The following is a 19402-nucleotide window of genomic DNA, read 5'->3' on the forward strand; positions in this document are numbered from 1 at the left end:
TGTGGTGCAAAATCTCACTATAGCCTCAGGCAGCGCAGATGAACATGGTGCCGCCAGCAGCATGAGCGACTGGCGGTAAAAATTAACGTAAATCAGCACGATCCAACCCATAAGCGCTGTCCAGTGCGCCCGGCGTCATCTGCGACAGCACCATCAGGCGATTCCAGGTATTGATCACCGCGATACAGAACGTCAGCTCGCTGGTCTCCACTTCGGAGAAGTGCGCGCGCACCTCGCTGTACAGCGCTTCGTCGATGCCGTGATCGCCCAGACGCGTCAGCGCTTCGGTCAGCGCCAGCGCCGCTTTCTCTTTGGCGGTGAACAGCGGGGATTCGCGCCAGATCGCCACATGATGCAGGCGCAGCTCGCGCTCGCCGTGCAGTTTGGCCTCTTTCACATGCATGTCGACGCAGAACGCGCATTGATTGAGCTGCGAGGCGCGCAGATCGACCAGATGCTTCAGTGAGGTTTCTAATGAAACATTACTGACGTTCATGGAGAGATCGGACATGGCTTTGACCAGTGTCGGTACGGTTTTAAAGTGGTTAACGCGTGCAGTCATGTTTTTATCCTCAGGTCAGTCGTTTTTCAATGCGAAGGTGATGCGGGCATCTTAAACTCCCATGTCTGAGTGAAAAGGGTCAAAAAACGTGAAAACAGGTAGGGCATGGCGTGGGTTATAAAGAGATTTATGCGCGATATCGCCAGCAGATTCTTGCAGGGCAGCTGAAACCGGGCGAGCGCGTACCGGCGATCCGTACGCTGGCGAGTGAGTTGCAAGTGGCGCGAAAAACGGTGGAAGCCGCTTATGAAATCCTGATCGGCGAAGGCTATTTTGTCAGTCAGGGCGCGAAGGGCACGCGCGTTAATCCCGAACTGATTCTGCCGGAAACAACCGGCAAAACGGCAGTGCCTGCGCCGCCAGTGAGCGCGTTAACCCAGCGTGAGAGCAAAGGCGAGCTGCGGCTTGGCATCCCGGCGCTGGATGCGTTTCCGCACAAAAAATGGCTGCTGATTTCCGGCAAAGCGGCGCGCAGCCTGCGCGCCGATGAGATGATTTTGCCGCCGGTCATGGGTTATCAGCCGCTGCGGGAAGCCATCGCCAGCTACCTGAATATTTCGCGTGGACTTAACTGCCAGCCGGAACAGATTTTCATCACCAGCGGCTATCGCGCCAACCTGCGACTGATTCTGGCGGTGCTGGCGCAGCCAAGCGACAAGGTGTTGTTTGAAGATCCCGGCTATTTCTTCGGGCAAAAACTGCTGAAGCGCATCGCGCCGAATCTGCATTACGTGCCGGTCGATCGGCAAGGCATGGATGTGGATTATCTGCTGCGCTATCACGCCGATGCGCGTTTCGCCATCGTCACGCCTACGCATCACAGCCCGCTGGCGGTAACCTTATCGCTGCCGCGCAAACATCAACTGCTGGAGTGGGCACAGCACAATGACAGCTGGATTATTGAAGATGATTACGACGGCGAGTTTCACTACACGCGCAAAGTGATTCCGGCGCTGAAAAGCCTCGATGTGCACGACCGGGTGATTTACACCGGCACCTTCAGCAAAACCATGATGCCGGCGATGCGCGTGGGTTATCTGGTGATGCCGAAAGAGACCATCGCGCGCTTCAGCGAGTTGGGGGAAATCCTTGAAACCGGTATGTCGCTGCTGCCGCAAAAGATTCTGGCGCAGTTCCTGAGCGAAGGGCATTTCTATCGCCACATCAAAAAGATGCGCACGCTTTATCAGCAGCGACGCCGCATGATGCTGGATGCCTTGCAGGCATGTTTCCCTGATGTGTTTGATTTTGAACTGACGGATGGCGGCATGCACATTGTCGCCTTCCTGGCGCGCGGCACGCAGGACACGGCGCTGGCGGAGATTTGGCAGCGGCATCAGCTGCGCGTATTGCCGCTTTCTGGCTGGTATATGCAGACACAGAAACGCTATGGCCTGGTGATTGGCTATACCAACATTCGGTCGCTGGACCAGGCGCGGGAGTTGTTGCAGAGAACGGTGCTGGAGACGCGAGCGTTACTGGACTAAAGAAAAGGCGCGAGGGACAGCTCGCGCCTTGATATCGGCGCGTCCTTACATGCCGATATATTTTTTGCCCTGCTTTAGAACCACATCGCAGGCTTTGGTTTTCAGCTTCTCACCCATCGGCGAGTTGCTCAGGCTTTGCAAATTCAGTTGCTGACCGTTGCCGGTGTTAAGCAAACCTTGCAAACCCTGCTGGTAATCGGTTTTCTGCGCTTGCGCGGTGGTGCTGTTCAGGCCGAGTTTGCTCAGCACCTGATCTTTTACCGACTTCACGTTGTTATCCACCACGTTGTGCTGCACGCAGTAGGACATCACTCCTGCAGCGTTGGTCATGCTGTTGGAACTCACCGCTTTATCGCCGCCGTTGAGCAGGCCGGTAAGCGATGAGAGCGACATGCCGCCATTCTGCGTGGTGCTGGTGTTGCTGGTGCTGTTGTTTTGCTGTGACAGCTGCGATGCCGCGCTGCTCAGCTGATCCTGCCAGCTTGCCGCCGATGCGCTCCCCGCAACCATGGCTGCCGCGATGCCCCATCCCCAAATCATGCGTTGTACTTTCATCTCAACCTCGTTGTCTTTTATGTTCTGACTGCGTCAGTTTTGGTTAAGAGAGGTTTGAATTCGGAAAGTTCCAGTTAACCGGGCTGATTGGGGAAAATTGGGACCGTTCTGGATTTTAATTTTTGAACGTCGGTTGGCGGGATCGATGGTATAACAAGCAGTTATCCGCGAAGTGCTGTTTTTTTCAACGCTTAGCGCACATCCCTAACGATTCCGGTTGCGCACGCTGTTCGTAACGGTATAATCCCCAACGTTTTCCGCATCCTCTTCAGTGCCGAAGTGGCGAAATCGGTAGACGCAGTTGATTCAAAATCAACCGTAGAGATACGTGCCGGTTCGAGTCCGGCCTTCGGCACCATTTAAAGATACGAGAACTTCCGTAACAGTCCGCAAGTTACTAAAATTAAAGCCGAAAGGCTTTTTTTTTGGTCCAAATCCGTCCGAGCCTTATTGTGGTTATGCTAAGGTCGACGGGGCACTTCCTCTTCTATTGTCTTTTTCTCCTGAAGTACAATTCAACGCCCACCCGATCAAAACATGACTTTTTGTTTATTGGTTTCGCTTTGTATCGTCACAGTGAGTTTTAATAGCAGCGCCTGTTGATGATATCCATCCTGCGAAATTGGGGAATACATTTAATTGATTGATATTGCTGATTTATATTTCCTTTATTAGTCTCAGTTAATTTTTCCATTCCTGCCGTTTTACTTACCTCATTTCTTATGATTTTCAGTAGACCCGCGGTGCGCGCGAAAAAGAAATCTCGCCAGCATCACAAAAATGAAAATCATCAGATACCTTTCTGTGACAAAAGACACAACCTGATTACAACTTCAGGCACAGAAGGGCGTTTGTCGAGATAATGATTGTACTCTGTACATCTAAGTTTTACACAGTACAACAATCGGCATTGCGAACATATCATCGCGTAAGGCCATGACAAACTTGTGAGGATTATCATGTCTGAGAAAAAGCACACCACGTCTTTCTCTGCCGATATAGAGCAGCAGACCGTTAAGAAGGTGGTTTGGCGCATTTTGCCCTTTCTCATCGTCTGCTATCTGATTGCCATCATTGACCGTGGCAACATCGGTATGGCCTCGCTACAGATGAATGAAGATTTGGGATTATCTAAAGCCGTTTTTGGTCTGGCCAGTAGCCTGTTCTTTGTGGGTTACTTTCTTTTTGAAGTACCCAGCAACCTTGCGATGCAGAAAATCGGTGCGAAGATTTGGATCTCTCGCATCATGGTCTCGTGGGGCATTATCTCGGTCTGTACCGCCTTCGTTGAGAGTGCCAATACACTTTACGTATTGCGTTTTTTACTGGGTGCAGCTGAGGCCGGATTCTTCCCTGGCGTGATTCTCTATCTGACTTACTGGATTCCGGGTAAATATCGCGCCCGCGTGATCGCCACCTTTATGGTTGCCATCCCCGCAGCGAATTTTATCGGCTCGCCCATTTCTGGGGCCATATTGTCACTTGATGGCTGGTACGGCATGCGCGGCTGGCATTGGTTGTTCATCCTGGAAGGCATTCCAGCGGTGGTTTTGGGTATTGCCGCCTTCTTTATGCTGAGCAACAGACCAAGCGATGCCAGCTGGTTAAATCAGGAACAAAAAGCGTGGCTGAATAGCACGCTTGAAGCCGAGAACGCGAAGAAGAAAGCGATCGGCCACATCTCTTTATGGCAACTGCTGCGCCATAAACATATCTGGGTGATGGCGCTGATTTATGCCGGCGCTTCTGCGGCAGGCTCAACGCTGAGCGTTTGGTCGCCGCAACTGCTTAAATCCTATGGCCTGGATAACTTCACCACCGGTTTGGTGAACGCCATCCCTTACGGTCTGGCATCTATCCTGATGATTGTGTGGGGCAGAAGCTCCGATCGCAGCGGCGAGCGTCGCTGGCATACCGCGTTAACCCTCTTCCTGATTGCGGGTGGTCTGTTATCTGCCTTTATCACCAACAGTTTGACGGGCAGCGTGGTGATTCTGTCGCTGGTACTGGTAGGCGCGTATTCAATGAAAGGTCCGTTCTGGGCGCTCGCATCGGGATGGATGTCTTCCACTACCGCGGCTGCCGGTCTGGCTGCGATTGGCGCCATGGCTAACCTGATCGGCGGAGGATTGATGGTCAACGTTTACGGCATCATCAACCAGGCCACGGGCAGCCACACACTGGCTATGGTGCCGCTGGCGATTCTGTGTGGTATCGGCGGTATCGCCGTGCTGATCATGGGCCGCAAAAAAGAGTTAAACATTGAAGTCGAAAACACCGCGTCGCCGGTGAGTAAATAACGTCACCCTCCCGCGGGCGCTTATCTGAGCGTCTGCGGGAGGCTTTTCTCCCATTCCTCCCACCATCAATCCACTCCAAAAGAAGTTCACGTTCCGCCTCATCCAAGCTATGCACTTCTCATTATCAAGCCGCTAAACGTCAGTGAGATCTCAGTGACAAGTGTGGATTAGAAAGACGTAACTGTCTTATCGAAGGTTCAACGCTGAGGGAGTGACGGAGATTAGCAGTGATAGCCGAGGTTGATGAACGACCTTACCAGCAGGCAAGTTGGTAAGGTCGTTTAACAAATGGTGGGGAAGGTTAATGCATTAAGACAGGGCACTTTCACTTTTAATCGGTTCAGCCAGCACCTTCAAAACGTTACTCGCTGCAGCTGTTCCCATTTTCACGTATGAGTTGTCACTGACGCCACCAATGTGCGGCGACAGGATGACGTTATCAACAGCCTGCCAGACATGTGGTGCGGTCAGCGGCTCAACAGCAAAACTATCCAGAGCAGCCCAGCTAAGGGTGCCGTCACCCAGCGCCGCTAGAAGCGCGTTATCATCGATCAGGCCACCGCGTGCGGTATTGACGAGAATCGCGCCTTTTTTACACTGACTCAGCCTGTCGCTGTTGATCATGTGCTGTGTCTGTTCCGTCAATGGGCAGTGCAATGAAATCACATCTGCCTGTTGTAGCAGAGCTTCAAGCGTGGAGGATTCACACTCGTCGGGAAAGGACCTGGCGAACGGGTCATAGGCAAGGACTTTCATACCAAACGCTTTGCCAATGCGAGCGACCCGGCCGCCAATCGCACCCAATCCAATCAGACCCAGCGTTCGGCCTTCAAGCTCAACCGACTTGTGGGTCGACTTGTCCCAATGTCCCTGACGCATTCGGCGATCCAGTGGGAGAACCGCTTTAGCGCAGGCCAATATCATCGTCCATGTATGTTCAGCCACCGCTGCTGCATTAGCACCGGGCGCTGCCTGCACGCTGATATGGCGCTCAGCCGCCGCTTTTTGATCGATAACATCAATGCCGCTGCCGTGCTTGGAAATAACCCGCAGGTGAGGTGCGGCATCCATGATGCGGGCGTTGATTTTGCCGTATCGAACAATAATCGCCACCGGATCGTGCTGGTGACACAGCTGACACAATTCGTCTTCGCTGGGCTTTATGCCTGCGTAAACGATATCAAAGCCCTTGAGCAGGCCTAACGCTTCCTGCGCCAAATCGCTGCCGGTTACCAAAATTACGGGATGAGAAGATGCCATTACAATTCCTCCCCTTCATTCAACATTCCAGCCGCAAGCAGGGCTTTTTCCAGCCAGGGAGCGCGAATATCGCCTTCACGGATGGCGGCAATGCGTTTGGTCTCGGCATCCCGTTTTTTCTGTGCCAGCTCAATCAGCGCTGGTACATCTTCACGTGGCAGAACGACCACGCCGTCGACATCACCAATGATCAAATCACCAGGCTGGATAGTCGCTCCGGCAACAGAAACAGGATAGTTAACGCGGCCCGCGACAGATTTGGTCGGGCCACAAGGATTCAGACCTGCGGAAAACACCGGGAAGCCGTTTTCGCACAGTGCGTCGGCGTCGCGAACTGCACCATCGATGATGATTCCTGCGATGCCCGACGCTTCTGCCTGAGTGGACATGATTTCACCAATCAAAGCACAGCTGATATCGCCTTTACCGTCGACGACGATAACATCGCCAGGCTGAGCGATGGCGAGCGCCGCGTGAATGGCAAGGTTATCGCCCGGCCGAACCTCTACCGTGATGGCGGGGCCAGCAACTTTCATGGTGGGTGAAACGGGCTTTACGCGACCGTGCAGCGTACCGCGGCGTCCGGCAACATCGGCAAGAATAGCTGCCTGAAACTCAGCAGCCTGTTTAACCAGCTCGGGCGCTATACGGGTAAGGTCGCGCTTGATGAACGTATTCTCTGCGTGTGGCATAAATCACCTCTTCATGTTTTACCTGATACAACTATGTTGTACTATGTAAAACTACTATATCGATGTTAAATCAGATCGCACCAGCGTTAAGCTTTCATTTGTGATGTAAATACGATGTGAATCACAAATTGCACGGTAAACTCTTACCGTCGCAAACAGGAGACCGTACCGATGGGGAATGAAGGCGTAATTGCCGTTGAGAAAGCGCTGGCACTACTGGATTGTTTTAAGCCTGGCGAAGAGGCGTTGACGCTCACCGCCCTGGCACAATTTTCGGGTTACCATAAAACGACGGTTTACCGTCTCATGAACTCACTTGAACGCATGAACTACGTTATCAGACGCGACAGCGGCGTTTATACATTGGGTCCCAGACTGCTTTATCTTGGCAAGCTCTATGAACAGTCATTTCATCTGGCCAGTATTGTCCAGCCTGAACTGCACGCGCTGGCGACGGCGACGGGTGAAAGCGCCACATGGTATGTGATTGAGAACGGTCAAAGGCTTTGCTTATTCAGAGCGGAGCCCTCCGAAGGATTACGAGAAACGCGCTTACCCGGTACTTTTTTGCCGCTGGATAATTCAGCAATAGGGCAAGTGCTTCGCCATTGGGGACTCAATGAACCGCTTCTTGAATCTGCCCCAGAATTACCGCTCTTTACCTCCGGCATGCGTGATCCGCACATTGCTGCATTCTCTCTTCCCGTTTTTGGTGAGGGAAATAAACTGCTCGCGGCGCTGGCATTAACAGGTCCGTCATCACGTTTAACGCAATCGATGCGCGACAGCGGTGTGGGCAAGATAATGAAAGAGACGGCTTACAGCCTCTCCCTGAAGCTCGGCGCCCCTAAGATCAAATGTGATCATTTTTATTCGCTCTAGCTGGCCTGGATAGGTTCGCTTTGTAAATGATATGCCGCGAGTATTGCTAACTTCGGCAGTATGAATGCTAACTATTTCACCTGGGTATGAAGAAGATAACCGGGTGAATCGCACAGCGAAAGCAATCCTGCATCGCTACCAGCTTAATTAAGTCGCTTACGAGCGCTTTTTATGTGTCTGAAATTCTGTCTGGCCCCGTAGCAAAATGCCCAAAATAAAATTCATCACACATTCGCCATCAGTAAGAATTTAAAAGGTTAAAACTATGGTTCGTCGTTTCAACATTATTGTTGGAATCTTTTATGCGAAATCCTAATTTAAAATGAGGGTGTTTCCCTCCGCATTTCAATCAGTTTTAAAACATCGATTCCAATACAGCATCTAAATCAAAATTTGCTCTAAACACCATGAAATAACTGTGTGTTATTGTTTTTTTGTGTATCCTCGCTTAAAGGATGAACAAAAAAAGGACGATGTAAAATGCCTATTCCAGCAAATCTCTGGCTAAAAGATGATGGCGGGGCTGATATTCGTGGCTCCGTTGATGTGCAAAATCGTGAGGGCAGTATTGAAGTTACCGGATTTTCTCATAACGTTAGACTCCCCACTGATCCTCAAACAGGTAAACCCACAGGCACACGAAAGCATGCACTTATAATCATTCAAAAAGAATTTGATGCTTCTTCACCGTATCTTTACAAGGCTGTAGCAACAGGTCAAAACTTAGCATCAGCTGAATTTAAGTGGTATCACATTAATGATGCTGGATAGGAAGTCGAATATTTCAATATCCTGATCGAAGGTGTGAAGACAATTGGTGTGTCACCAGTGATGCACAATACAAAAGACCCTGAAAAAGAGAAGCATAATCACCTCGAATGTGTTGAGTTTGCATACGAAAAAATTACATGGAAATATTATGACGGCAATATTATGTTCTCTGATAGCTGGAATGAGAGAGCATAATCAATGCGCTATCCGACTTTGGCTGCATCGCCGCAGCCGCCATTTGATATTATCTCGTTTAGCCCGCCGGCAGTTTCAATCCTCAGCAATATGATGCTGGCTCGTTTGCATAAAGGCCCGTCAGCCATGACCTATGTGTGGTTTTATAGTCAAGTGAGAGGACATGGCCCATGGGATTATAAAAGTCAAAGCGGTAAACAGTATGCCAACTTTGGGAACTTCAATTATGGTGCTGTTGGACATGCGGCTGGAATTACCGAGGCTGTATTATTAAGAGCTGCAGGATGGGCGCAAAGTCGCGCAGGAACAAGCAACATAGAATTTGGAAGTTGGTATGGTTCTAGCCCATTTGGCGACGATCCGGAAGACCAGTATTGGATAAGAGCAGGAATTGAATATGCTAAACGCTCAGGCTTTTAAGATGCGTCATGCCTTAATAATGTTTATTATAATGATGATTTGTTTAGGTGCTTATTTTTTATCAAAATTATCTCCGTTGGAACAATCAATTGTCCATGAGCAGGCGGTTAATACTCATGCTACTGTTTTCATAACTGAGGCAAGTGCAGGCGCTACGACGGATTTTTCCTATCGTTTTTACTTATACGATTCAAGTAAAACCGTTGAGGAATTCAAGAAGGCTTTAAGTAATGATTATTTACCCTTCCTCATTACTTCTGATTCTAGAGCACTAAATAAGATTGAAAATGGAGTGATTTATTTGAATGTGAAAGGTAAGGTTTTTTCTTTTAATAATCTCCCTGCTTATAAATACAATAATTCCATTTATACCATTCCCGTCGTTATCACGGCAAAGCCATACTGATTCTTTGCAAAGTTAGTGCTGATGTGTGGTCCTTAAGATCTTGTTAAGAACTCTTCGTATAATAGCGCCCATCAATGTAAACCAAGAGTTCACCATGAAAAACACCCTGATTTCCCTTTCGATTCTTTTCTCTGCTTTGACCGTGACGTCTGTTCAGGCTGCCAACCCAGCCACCGGCTGCGCCGCTAAAAAGCAGGATATCCAGCAAGAGCTGGCGATGGCGCGTGAGCATGGCAATGCTGCGCGCATCGCCGGTCTCGAAAAGGCGTTACGCGAAACCAATGCAAACTGCACCGACAGCGGCTTGCTCAAAGCGCGCCAGCAGAAAGTGGCCGAGAAGCAATTGAAAGTGCAGGAGCGCGAACAAGATCTAAGGGAAGCGCAGGCCAAAGGCCGCAGCGATAAAATTGAAAAACAGCAGCGTAAACTGGCTGACGCGCGTGATGAGTTGAAAGAAGCGCGGGATGCATTAACGCAATAAACCAGGCATCCCGCTCGGAAAACTGGCTCTTTGTCTCAAAATTCTCCCGCGGAGATTTTTTTCATCCAACTGTTGGGATTGCATGGCAGAATGGCGCTCCGGTGAAATCAGTGGAGGTGCAGAAGCGATGACAGTTGAAATTGAGCAGCGTATCTACGAGCTGGTGCGACGTTACGATGGCGTTTACCTGTTTAAGCAAAAAACGCTGACGCCGCAGATTGATATCGATAGCGATCTTAACTTCGAGCGTGAAGAAGCCGCTGCGCTGATGGATGAGTTCTTCGGCGAGTTCAGCGTCGATCGCGGCGGATTCGTCATTGAAACCTACTATCCCGATGAGCCCTCGCTGGCGCAGATTCTCAATCCATTCAATAAGCGTGAAGTGCCGGTGGTACCCGATTTCACGCTGGGAATGTTGATTGAATCAGCAAAAGCGGGGCGCTGGCTGTACGAGTAACAGCAGGCTCAGCGCCGAGTCTGCCACCTTTCACCGCTTCACATGCACGCCAAAGCCACTCTCTTCCGGGACAAACTCCGCCTTTAAGGTCAGCGCAGGAATCTCATAGTCGCCGCCGTTCTGCTGACGGTAGGCAATTGGCGCGGTTTCCGCCAACGTATCTAGCCTTGTAGCCAGCGCATCGCACCAGCCAGCAAATCGTTCTGCTGCTGACTTTTGTACCCGATAGAAAACCAGCGGCGGCAGCACGCTAAAGCCGGGATAAAACAGCATGCCGTGCTGAATCGGAAACAGCAGATCGTTGATCGGGCCGTTAATGCCGCGCGGGCTGTAATGCGATTCCCATCCGCCGGTCGTCACCACCAGCATTGCACGTTTGCCGATAAGATTGCCTTCGCCGTAACGATCGCCCCAATGCTGTTCGTTGTGCTCGCCCACGCCGTAAGCAAAACCGTTGGCGTAAACGCGGTCAAACCAGCCTTTCATGATGGCGGGCATCGAAAACCACCACAGCGGAAATTGGAAAATCACCGTATCGGCCCAGCGCAATTTTTCCTGCACCGCGGCGATATCGGCGGCCTGTAGCTGATGATCGTAGGCGAAGCGGGAATCCACCGTCGCATCGAAGTGATCGCCCACAAATGGGGCGCGCGTGTCGGCAGCGTCGAGCGGCGCTTTCCACTGCATCGCATAGAGATCAGAGACCTGCACCTGATGTCCGGCATGCTGCAAATGCTGCACGGCAAAGTCTTTGAGTGAACCGCTCAGCGAACGCGGTTCCGGATGGGCATACACAATCAGTACATTCATGGGCTTAATCCTGTGAGATGAAAACCACTGCAGATTAAGTCGGCGCTGGCTATAGTGGAAATCAATTGCTGATATCTCAGGTATAGCCATAGTGAATATCGACTCGCTGGATTTGAATCTGCTGCAGACGCTCAACGTGCTGCTAAGCGAACTCAACGTCACGCGCGCGGCGCAGCGTTTGCATCTCTCGCAGCCTTCCGTCAGCGCTCAGTTGGCGCGATTGCGTAGGCATTTTGACGATCCGCTATTGTTACCGGGGCCGCGTGGCATGCTGCCAACGGCGCGCGCAGCAGCTCTGCGTGAGCCGCTGCGTCTGGCGCTGGAAGCGGTTGAGCGTGCGGTCGCGCCGCCCGATGCCTTTAATCCGGCCAATGCCGATGACACCTGGCGCATCGCCGCCACCGATTACACCTCGTCAGCGTTGGTGCTGCCTGCGCTCAACCTGATCCGCGCTGCTGCGCCGCAAAGTCGTATGGCGATATTGGCGCTGAATCCGCCGCTGGTGGCGCAGCAGTTGGAAAAAGGCGAGCTGGATGTGGTGTTTCATACGGGCGATAACGCGCCGCCGACGCTGCATCAACGCAAACTGTTCAGCGAGCGCTACGTGCTGGCGGGACGGTGCGATCACCCGCAGTTGCAACGTCTGCCGACGCTGGATCAATTCTGTCAGCTGGAATTTGTCATGGTATCGCCCGATGGCGGTGGCTTTAGCGCCGCCACCGATAATGCGCTGGCGAAGCTCGGGCGTTCACGCCGCGTGGTGTTGTCGGTGCCGCACTTCTTGTTTATGCAGGAAACGCTGGCGAGCAGTGATTTAGTGGCGGTACTGCCCGAGCGGTTGGTGCGTCACGATTCGCACCTCGCGGTTGTCGATCTGCCGCTGGAGGTGCCAGGCTTTGATATTTTGCTGCTGTGGCATGAACGTCTGCACCGCGATCCGGCCCAGCAGTGGTTGCGGCAGCAGATTGTGGCGGCGCTCTAGATAACAGAATGAATGGCTCTTCAGCTATTGCTCCAAAATGAAGCGCGCATTCAGCTTTCTTAAAAATTCGAATGTCGTCATACATGGCACATCAAACTGGTGACAGATATTGGGGACTTTGACTTTGCGAGCATTTGCTGGCAGCGGAAGTTCATGTGTAATCACGGTCGCGCCGATGCTCTTACTCTTAGCAATAATCCAGGGATCGGCTTTTGCCAGAAAAGTATCACGGGAACCGGCATTGAAATCAGCCATCATTACGCACTCAACAATCTGCTGAAAAATTATCTGCGTATCCTGGTCGTCATTAGCAATGAAATGTGTGGGCCGCGCTTTGACCCACTCGGATAGTTCATCATTTCCTGCACGCAACTCTCGCGCAATCATGTCGACGCTGCCGACAACATTTGATGCGAATTGAACATCCAGCCATTGCCAATATCCCGGACAGATATCCATCCCATAATAGAAATTTTTCGCCATGATATAAGTGTTTGCATCCAGCAAATATTTCAAAGCCCTAACTCCTCTGCAAATTTCGACAACCTGGATGGCTGTATTCCATCCAGTAAATCACTGGCTTCACGTAATAGCATTTGGCCGCTCAGAGCTTGACTCAACACGGCACGAGAGAAGGAGACGCTGATTTGCGCTTTCTTAGTCCTGAAATAACTTGGGCCGCCGCTCTCTTTTTTGGTGCGTTGCTGATGAGCGAGTTTCTGCTCATGAATAAAATGCTGATAATCTTCTCTGCTGATCAAATTCATTGTTAAAGCGCGACGTGCCAGCACCCAACTACTAACGTGAAAATGACTTTCCAGCGGAGCAAGATTTTCACGCCAGTTTTCAGCATCAAGATCCCATAAAGGTAAAAACTCATCTGCAGGTACCAAAAATTCAGCGGCGACTGCATTGCAAAGTACTTCTTCATGGCGATGCGAAATTGCGCCGCCGTCAGAGACGCCTGACTGTCCAATCCAGATATGACAGAGTTCGTGAACCAGGGTGAACAAGCGTGCACCGGGAGCATCCGCATGGTTTACAAAGATGATTGGCGCGAGGTCATCCGCAATGGCAAAGCCTCTAAATTCATCAACGCTGAAGGGACGAGTGTGGTGATGGAGATAAGGAGAGCGCATCACCAGAATACCCATGTCTTCAATGCGTTTTACCAAATCGCTGTAGTAATATTCCCAGCTTCCGCGTATCGGATGTGTAGGCACATGTAGCTTGAGGCGCATGTCATTCACGATCGCGTCAATTGAGCTCCGCGAGGTGAAACGGCCACTCATTTCCAGTGGCGTCACCATCTGCTGCTGTAAATAATCGCGATACCATTCCTGGCGCATCAGCATGATCTTTAATAAATCGATCAATTCTGCGCTCGGACGCTGAGGTGCTTTTCCATCCAATGTGCGTAAGTCAGGAATGGGCAACAGTTCTTGCGGCGGCGTCGTCAAAAAAAGATAACCAAAAGGGACATGTGCTTTTTCAGCAAAGGCCATCGCCTGGTTAAATGTCAGAGGATGTTGCCCATTTTCCCATTCCTGCAGACGCTCGAATGTGACGTTACACTTCTGCGCAAATTTTTCCACAGCGATGCCGGCCCGTTCACGGGACCATCTGAGCATCGCTGGATTGATATTGGCAGTTGTCATGGATTACCTAATTTTATTGGGTCTGGCCGAAGTATGTGCTTAAGCCCTGAACCGTTCAATAGCTGACCAGTTAACGTGAAATTTGAAGAGGTTTCTTCATGATTGATGTTTCGACAAAGCGCGATAATGAAATCAGCATCGCCGCAAAAAATTCACTTCTCCCGCGTCACAAAAATCATCACACTAGCCACCTTTACCATTATGGAGAGATGGCATGATTACCCGATTGCTGCTGGCGATGTCGCTACTTGCCAGCCTGAGTGCGCCGCTGTTGGCAGATCAAGACGGCGTCTCCTTTAGCCACAAAGACTGGGAACTGGCCTGCGATAACACGCTGACCTGTCGTGCCGCCGGTTACAGCGCCGAAGAGGGCGCGGGCGGCTCGGTGTTGCTGGTGCGCGCGGGCGGTCCCAATGCGGTGACGCATGGTCGCGTGGTGCTGGCCGATACCGGCGATGATGATTCTAAAGTGGTGAACAACTTAGCGTTGTGGATTGATGATCGTGCGCTGGGCGACGTGGCGAAAGCCGATAACGACGAATGGACGCTGACGGATGAACAAACCCAGGCGCTAATTAACGGCATTAAAGGCAGCGGCAAAGTGGAGTTTCGCGGTGGTGAAGAGCCTTTCGATCTCTCCAGCAATGGCGCATTTGCGGTGCTGCTGAAGATGGATGATGCGCAAGGTCGTCTTAGTACGCCGGGCGCGTTGGTGCGCAAAGGCAACAAGCCGGAAAGCAGCGTACCGGCAGCGATGGCGATGCCGGTGATTCAGCAGGTAAAAGTGGCTAAGGCCGATGCGCGTCCGTTGACGGCCGATGAGCTGGCGCTGTTGAAGCCAAAGCTGATTGCCTCACTCACCGACGACGACAGCTGCGACAATCTGGCTCCGTCCGACGATCAGCCGGAAGAGGGCGCGGAGCCGCTGACCTTAACGCCGGTTGATGATGCGCATGTGCTGATCGCCGCGCTGTGCTGGCGCGGAGCGTATAACGAAGGTTATGGCTATTGGCTGATCGATAAAGCATTGCAGGGCACGCCGCAGCTGGTGACGGATTCCGGCTCTGATTACAGTGAAGGTGTGATCTCAGAAGCGCAGAAAGGGCGCGGCATCGGCGATTGCTGGAGTACAGCGGCGTGGGTGTGGGATGGCAAAGCGTTTGAGCAGAGCAGCGATGCCACCACCGGCATGTGCCGCGCGATTCGTGCGGGCGGCGCATGGCAGTTGCCAACCTGGGTGACCGAGGTGAAACCGGCTCCCTGATAAAAACCGCACATATCGGTAGCGGCGCGATTTAAAGGCCAGGGACGCGCAATAAATTGCGCCGCTACGGAAGGCGCAAATATTATTTACCGCAGCACTGCTTATATTTTTTACCGCTGCCGCACGGGCAAGGATCGTTACGGCCGGTTTTCTCGCCGGCAAAGTGCGGCAGTTGAGGTTCAGGATCGGGCTGCGCCATGCGCTGTTCCTGCCAGTATTCATGCAGCTCCAGCGCCGCGGGGCGAATCGCCTCGATGCTGGCTTCAAACTCTTCCGGCGTGAAGGCTTCGCGCTTCGCCAGATGATCTTCGCTGCCGTGCAAGGCAATCGTATCCATCATCGGCTGCAGTGATTCTGGCAGCAGCGACCAGTCCGCATCCAGCGCCACGCCGCGCAAATAACCATAGCACCAATCTTCCACCACGGTGAATTCCTGGCCTTCCATCTCTTGGGTGCCAAACAGCGGATCAAACTGCTCCGGGAACTCGGCCAGACGCTCGGCGATGTCGTTCAGATGCTGGAAGGTCAGCGTCATAAAGCGATCCATCTCGCGCTCATTCGACCACTTTGGAATGTGCTTTTTGCCGCCCCACATCGCCACCAGCCATTCGCTCGGTTCGATGTCGTTCGGGCCTGAGAGCAACGCCGTCAGCATGCCGTCCAGCTCAGCGGTATCCACCACCGAGTTTTCATTGCCGTATTTCTCCAGCATATCTTCAAGCCAGTTGAGCTCTTTTTCGGTTAACGGACCCTGGTTCATACGGCGTCTCCTGCTGTTCATTGATGGGCCATGCCCAAAGTTAATTGGCGGCGATTATAGCGGGAAGCGGGCACGATTTATCGCTTTTTGCATATCGATTGCTGAACCTCTCCTAAAAATGATTCGCCATAACTTATCGCGCAACAGTATTGGCTGCATTTGTCAGCAGATGGCAGCGTAAGGCAGAATTTTTCTGCACGAAGGATGCAAAAGTATGGCCAGCACATTGCCGGTACTGGATTTAGCCCTGCTGGAACTGCCGGATGCGGAACAGGCGCAATACCTCGCCGAGCTGCGCGAAACCGCGCGAGACGTCGGCTTCTTCTATCTGGTGAATCATGGCATCAATCCGCAGCTGTTAAAGAACGTGCAAAGCATCACGCGCGCGTTCTTTGCCTTGCCGGATGAAGAGAAGCAGCGCGTTTCGATGATCCATTCACCGCATTTTCGTGGCTACAACCGCGCGGGCGTGGAATACACCCGTGAGCAGCGCGATCAGCGTGAGCAGTTTGATATCGGTGCAGAACGGGCCGCCCTGACGTTGCAACCAGACGATCCGGCGTGGAAGCAGCTGCAAGGACCCAATTTGTGGCCGCAGGCGCTACCGCAGCTGCGTCCGGTGATCCACGCGTGGCAGCAGGCGATGACTGACGTGGCGCTGCGTTTACTGCGCGCCTTCGCCAAATCTCTGTCGCTGCCGCCGGACGCTTTTGACGCGCTGTACGGCACGCACCCCAACGAACATGTGAAGCTGATTCGTTATCCGGGTCAGGATGCCGCTGCCAGCCAGCAAGGTGTCGGCGCGCATAAGGATTCTGGTTTTCTGACCTTTCTGTTGCAGGACGAACAGCCTGGATTGCAGGTTGAAGTCACGCCAGATCAGTGGATCGATGCGCTGCCGAAACCGGGCGCTTTTGTGGTGAACATCGGCGAACTGCTGGAGATCGCCACCAACGGTTATCTGCGCGCCACCGTGCATCGCGTGGTGTCGCCGCCGGCAAAACAGCAGCGCATCTCCATCGCTTTCTTCCTCGGCGCGCAGCTCGACGCCGAAGTGCCGCTGTATCAATTACCGCCGCAGCTGGCGGCAGAAGCACGCGGACCGACCAGCGATCCCAGCAATCCGCTGCTGCGTGAAGTGGGCTGGAACTATCTCAAAGGGCGTTTGCGATCGCATCGCGACGTGGCGCAGCGTTATTACGCTGACACTCTCAATCGCGTTAAATCATAAGAAACTAAGGGAAGCAGATGAATAAAAAGGTGATAGCCGCGTTGGCGATGGTTTCGGTGTTCAGCACTTACGCTTCGGCGGCCGCGCTGCGCGTGGCGGCCGATGCCGTACCGCACAGCGAAATCCTCAACCACATCAAACAGAGCGACAAGAAACTCGATCTCAAAGTGATTGAACTCAACGGCAACCTCAACGCCAACGAACTGCTGGCGCGCGGTGACGTGGATGCCAACTACTTCCAGCATGTGCCTTATCTGCGCGATCAGGAAAAAGCGCTGGGCGAGAAATTTTCTGTGGTCGCCACCGTGCATATTGAGCCACTTGGCATCTACTCGCACAAAGTGAAATCACTGAAAGATCTGCCTGATGGCGCGCAGGTGGCGGTACCGAATAATGTCACCAATCTGAGCCGTGCACTTTATCTGTTGCAGGCCAATGGTTTGATTAAACTGAAGAGCAGCAGCGCCAACACGCTGGTGACTTCCGCAGACATTACTGACAACCCGCACCATCTGAAGATTATCGAAGTGGAAGCGCCGCAGCTGCCGCGCGCGCTGGATGATGCGCAGTTGGCGATCATCAATGGCAACTACGCGTTGCAGGCCGGTTTAGTGCCGTCGAAGGATGCGCTGGCGCTGGAACAGGCGAAAGATAATCCATATGCCAACGTGCTGGTCACCACGCCGAAACTGGCGCACGATCCGCGTATTCTGGAACTAGCGAAAGATCTGGAGTCAAAGCAAACTGCTGAATTTATTAACCAGCACTATAAAGGATCGGTTATTCCTGTTAATCAATAATCCCCGCCGCCACCTGTTTTTGGCAGGTGGCGCTAACTTTCTTCTGTGCTATATTTCGCCACCAACACCCGTCGCACCCTTTATAAAACATAAAAATTCGCTCAATCCATTGCCATGATTACCTTCGCCAGGAATAAACGGGTGCTGTGCCATCGTTTAACCATATGCATCATTGTGCTGGGCATGAGCGTATTGCTCAGCGCCTGCGGCACCTTGTCGCAAACTTCCGCGCCCGTCAGCGATAAAGTCTATCTTTCACACGCGACTTTTAATGAAAACGTCGATGACATCGTGCGCCATTACATGCAGCAAAAGCAGGTTTCTGGCATCAGCATCGCCATTATCCATCAACGCAGCCAGCCTGAATTTTACAGTTTTGGTGTCACCGATGCGCTGCACCGTTATCCCATTACGCCAGACACTTTATTTGCGCTCGGCTCGCTGAGTAAAGGCATCACCGCGGAGGTGATTATTGAGCTGGTGGATCGCGGTGAACTGCACTGGAACGACACCTTAGCGACGCTTTTGCCGCCCAACGTGCCGCTCAGCGCCGATGCCAAACGCATCACGCTGTTGCAGCTGGTGACGCACACCTCGGGCTTGCCGCGTCAGGATATGGATTTGCCGATGTTCATGAAATTTATGGGCTATCTGCGTAGCGGCGAGAACTTTTATGGCAACCTCGACAGCGATGCCGTGCTGGATTATCTGGTCGACTTTGACGCGCCCGCGCATCCCGGCGCGCGCTATTCCAATCTCGGCTATGCGCTGCTGGGCTACATCCTTAAATATCGCTTCCATCAGGACATCGAAACGCTGGCGCAGCGTAATCTGTTCCAGCCGCTGGGCATGACCAGCATCAGCTTCAAGCCGCAGAGCCTGCGCGGCTATCCGTGGCGTGCGCTCGGTCATGCCGGCGATCAGCCTAAGCTGATTCCTCGCGGGCAAATCACGCCGGACTGGGCGTTTAACAACAATATGGTGGCGGCCGCCAGCCTCTACAGCAACGCGCGCGATTTGATTCGCTATCTGGATGCGCACCTGCATGACGGCGCGGGTGCTTCGCTCAATGCGGCTTTTGCGCAGGTCAATCACGGCTACGAACAGCACGGCAATCAGTCACAAAATATCGCCTGGGTTACGGATACCTACGGCGATCAGCAGATTACCTATCAGGTTGGCTATATCGGCGGTTACTCCAGCTTTATTGGCTTTGATAAACAGAACGGCAATGCGATTGTGGTGCTGCAGAACGCGTTTAACTGGAGTAACTATCTGGGCATCGCGTTATTGAGGGATCTGGCAAATAAAGCGCACGACAAAAACTAACATGGTTGCTTGCAATTTTACTGCGTCAAAAAGCGCCTGAGCTGAGGTATGCTGAGCAGCGAAATTTGACGCGCTAAGCGCGCCGGGGGAACCTTCTGCG

At 52.4% G+C, this 19402-nt stretch carries 20 protein-coding genes, 1 tRNA gene and 1 pseudogene; 14 read left to right on the top strand and 8 right to left on the bottom strand.

What is annotated here, in order from left to right; translation table 11 throughout:
• Positions 1-82 precede the first annotated feature (82 nt).
• Positions 83-562 (bottom strand): carboxymuconolactone decarboxylase family protein, encoded by a 480-nt coding sequence (locus tag FCN45_RS02745; protein WP_137385086.1) that lies wholly within the window; start codon positions 560-562, stop codon positions 83-85.
• A gap of 110 nt (positions 563-672) precedes the next feature.
• On the opposite strand from FCN45_RS02745, the gene FCN45_RS02750 reads away from it, so the two are divergent.
• Positions 673-2049 (top strand): PLP-dependent aminotransferase family protein, encoded by a 1377-nt coding sequence (locus tag FCN45_RS02750; RefSeq protein ID WP_137385087.1) that lies wholly within the window; start codon positions 673-675, stop codon positions 2047-2049.
• A 45-nt stretch (positions 2050-2094) separates the two neighbouring features.
• On the opposite strand, the gene FCN45_RS02755 is transcribed toward FCN45_RS02750, so the two are convergent.
• Positions 2095-2604: a DUF2501 domain-containing protein gene (locus tag FCN45_RS02755; RefSeq protein ID WP_137385088.1), complete on the bottom strand. Its 510-nt coding sequence runs from the start codon at positions 2602-2604 to the stop codon at positions 2095-2097.
• Between the two features lie 273 nt (positions 2605-2877).
• Here FCN45_RS02755 and FCN45_RS02760 point away from each other — a divergent pair.
• Together FCN45_RS02760 and FCN45_RS02765 are read left to right on the top strand one after the other, a co-directional pair.
• A tRNA-Leu gene (locus FCN45_RS02760) sits at positions 2878-2962 on the top strand.
• Between the two features lie 601 nt (positions 2963-3563).
• Positions 3564-4904 carry an MFS transporter gene (locus FCN45_RS02765; RefSeq protein ID WP_110867458.1) on the top strand — a complete coding sequence of 447 codons (1341 nt, stop codon included), beginning with the start codon at positions 3564-3566 and terminating at the stop codon, positions 4902-4904.
• Between the two features lie 309 nt (positions 4905-5213).
• Here FCN45_RS02765 and FCN45_RS02770 read toward each other — a convergent pair whose 3' ends face one another.
• The gene (locus FCN45_RS02770; protein ID WP_137385089.1) at positions 5214-6164 is read right to left on the bottom strand and encodes an NAD(P)-dependent oxidoreductase; all 951 of its coding nucleotides are present in this window, start codon (positions 6162-6164) and stop codon (positions 5214-5216) included.
• On the bottom strand, positions 6164-6856 hold the full coding sequence (locus FCN45_RS02775) for an RraA family protein (RefSeq protein WP_137385090.1): 693 nt from the start codon (positions 6854-6856) through the stop codon (positions 6164-6166). The genes FCN45_RS02770 and FCN45_RS02775 overlap by 1 nt, the downstream gene beginning before the upstream one ends.
• Positions 6857-7027: 171 nt before the next feature.
• Here FCN45_RS02775 and FCN45_RS02780 point away from each other — a divergent pair, with 171 nt between their 5' ends.
• The 6 genes and pseudogenes from FCN45_RS02780 (at position 7028) to FCN45_RS02805 (ending at position 10468) form a co-directional block, all read left to right on the top strand.
• Positions 7028-7738, top strand: a complete 711-nt coding sequence (locus FCN45_RS02780) for an IclR family transcriptional regulator (protein WP_110867461.1) — start codon at positions 7028-7030, stop codon at positions 7736-7738.
• Between the two features lie 480 nt (positions 7739-8218).
• Positions 8219-8704, top strand: a pseudogene (locus FCN45_RS02785) (Hcp family type VI secretion system effector).
• Positions 8705-8707: 3 nt separating this feature from the next.
• Positions 8708-9124: a polymorphic toxin type 44 domain-containing protein gene (locus FCN45_RS02790; protein WP_137385091.1), complete on the top strand. Its 417-nt coding sequence runs from the start codon at positions 8708-8710 to the stop codon at positions 9122-9124.
• Positions 9102-9530, top strand: a complete 429-nt coding sequence (locus FCN45_RS02795; RefSeq protein ID WP_137385092.1) for a hypothetical protein — start codon at positions 9102-9104, stop codon at positions 9528-9530. Before FCN45_RS02790 ends, FCN45_RS02795 begins: the two co-directional genes overlap by 23 nt.
• Positions 9531-9624: 94 nt before the next feature.
• Positions 9625-10011 carry a DUF1090 domain-containing protein gene (locus FCN45_RS02800; RefSeq protein WP_101762211.1) on the top strand — a complete coding sequence of 129 codons (387 nt, stop codon included), beginning with the start codon at positions 9625-9627 and terminating at the stop codon, positions 10009-10011.
• Between the two features lie 127 nt (positions 10012-10138).
• Positions 10139-10468 carry a DUF1493 family protein gene (locus FCN45_RS02805; protein ID WP_008107769.1) on the top strand — a complete coding sequence of 110 codons (330 nt, stop codon included), beginning with the start codon at positions 10139-10141 and terminating at the stop codon, positions 10466-10468.
• A gap of 30 nt (positions 10469-10498) precedes the next feature.
• Here the strand turns inward: FCN45_RS02805 and FCN45_RS02810 are convergent, their stop codons facing one another.
• Entirely contained in the window at positions 10499-11278 is a 780-nt protein-coding gene (locus tag FCN45_RS02810; protein WP_137385093.1) for an NAD(P)H-dependent oxidoreductase, read from the bottom strand.
• An 88-nt stretch (positions 11279-11366) separates the two neighbouring features.
• Here FCN45_RS02810 and FCN45_RS02815 point away from each other — a divergent pair, with 88 nt between their 5' ends.
• On the top strand, positions 11367-12260 hold the full coding sequence (locus FCN45_RS02815; protein WP_137385094.1) for a LysR family transcriptional regulator: 894 nt from the start codon (positions 11367-11369) through the stop codon (positions 12258-12260).
• Positions 12261-12284: 24 nt separating this feature from the next.
• Here FCN45_RS02815 and FCN45_RS02820 read toward each other — a convergent pair whose 3' ends face one another.
• Positions 12285-12776 (bottom strand): DUF4411 family protein, encoded by a 492-nt coding sequence (locus tag FCN45_RS02820; RefSeq protein ID WP_137385095.1) that lies wholly within the window; start codon positions 12774-12776, stop codon positions 12285-12287.
• Positions 12773-13918, bottom strand: a complete 1146-nt coding sequence (locus FCN45_RS02825) for an ImmA/IrrE family metallo-endopeptidase (RefSeq protein WP_137385096.1) — start codon at positions 13916-13918, stop codon at positions 12773-12775. The genes FCN45_RS02820 and FCN45_RS02825 overlap by 4 nt, the downstream gene beginning before the upstream one ends.
• Positions 13919-14132: 214 nt before the next feature.
• On the opposite strand from FCN45_RS02825, the gene FCN45_RS02830 reads away from it, so the two are divergent.
• A complete protein-coding gene (locus FCN45_RS02830; protein WP_137385097.1) occupies positions 14133-15182 on the top strand; it encodes a DUF1176 domain-containing protein in 1050 nt (349 codons plus the stop codon).
• 82 nt (positions 15183-15264) lie between these two features.
• Here the strand turns inward: FCN45_RS02830 and FCN45_RS02835 are convergent, their stop codons facing one another.
• Positions 15265-15942 (bottom strand): YecA family protein, encoded by a 678-nt coding sequence (locus tag FCN45_RS02835; RefSeq protein WP_137385098.1) that lies wholly within the window; start codon positions 15940-15942, stop codon positions 15265-15267.
• A 214-nt stretch (positions 15943-16156) separates the two neighbouring features.
• Here FCN45_RS02835 and FCN45_RS02840 point away from each other — a divergent pair, with 214 nt between their 5' ends.
• The 3 genes from FCN45_RS02840 (at position 16157) to FCN45_RS02850 (ending at position 19302) form a co-directional block, all read left to right on the top strand.
• Complete coding sequence (locus FCN45_RS02840) at positions 16157-17173, top strand: isopenicillin N synthase family oxygenase (RefSeq protein ID WP_137385099.1); 1017 nt, start codon at positions 16157-16159, stop codon at positions 17171-17173.
• 17 nt (positions 17174-17190) lie between these two features.
• Positions 17191-17973: a MetQ/NlpA family ABC transporter substrate-binding protein gene (locus FCN45_RS02845; protein WP_101762205.1), complete on the top strand. Its 783-nt coding sequence runs from the start codon at positions 17191-17193 to the stop codon at positions 17971-17973.
• A gap of 183 nt (positions 17974-18156) precedes the next feature.
• Positions 18157-19302: a serine hydrolase gene (locus FCN45_RS02850; RefSeq protein ID WP_246862546.1), complete on the top strand. Its 1146-nt coding sequence runs from the start codon at positions 18157-18159 to the stop codon at positions 19300-19302.
• The last annotated feature ends 100 nt before the right edge of the window (positions 19303-19402 follow it).

The sequence above is a fragment of the Pantoea sp. SO10 genome, assembly GCF_005281435.1.
Taxonomy (GTDB): Bacteria; Pseudomonadota; Gammaproteobacteria; order Enterobacterales; family Enterobacteriaceae; genus Pantoea; species Pantoea leporis.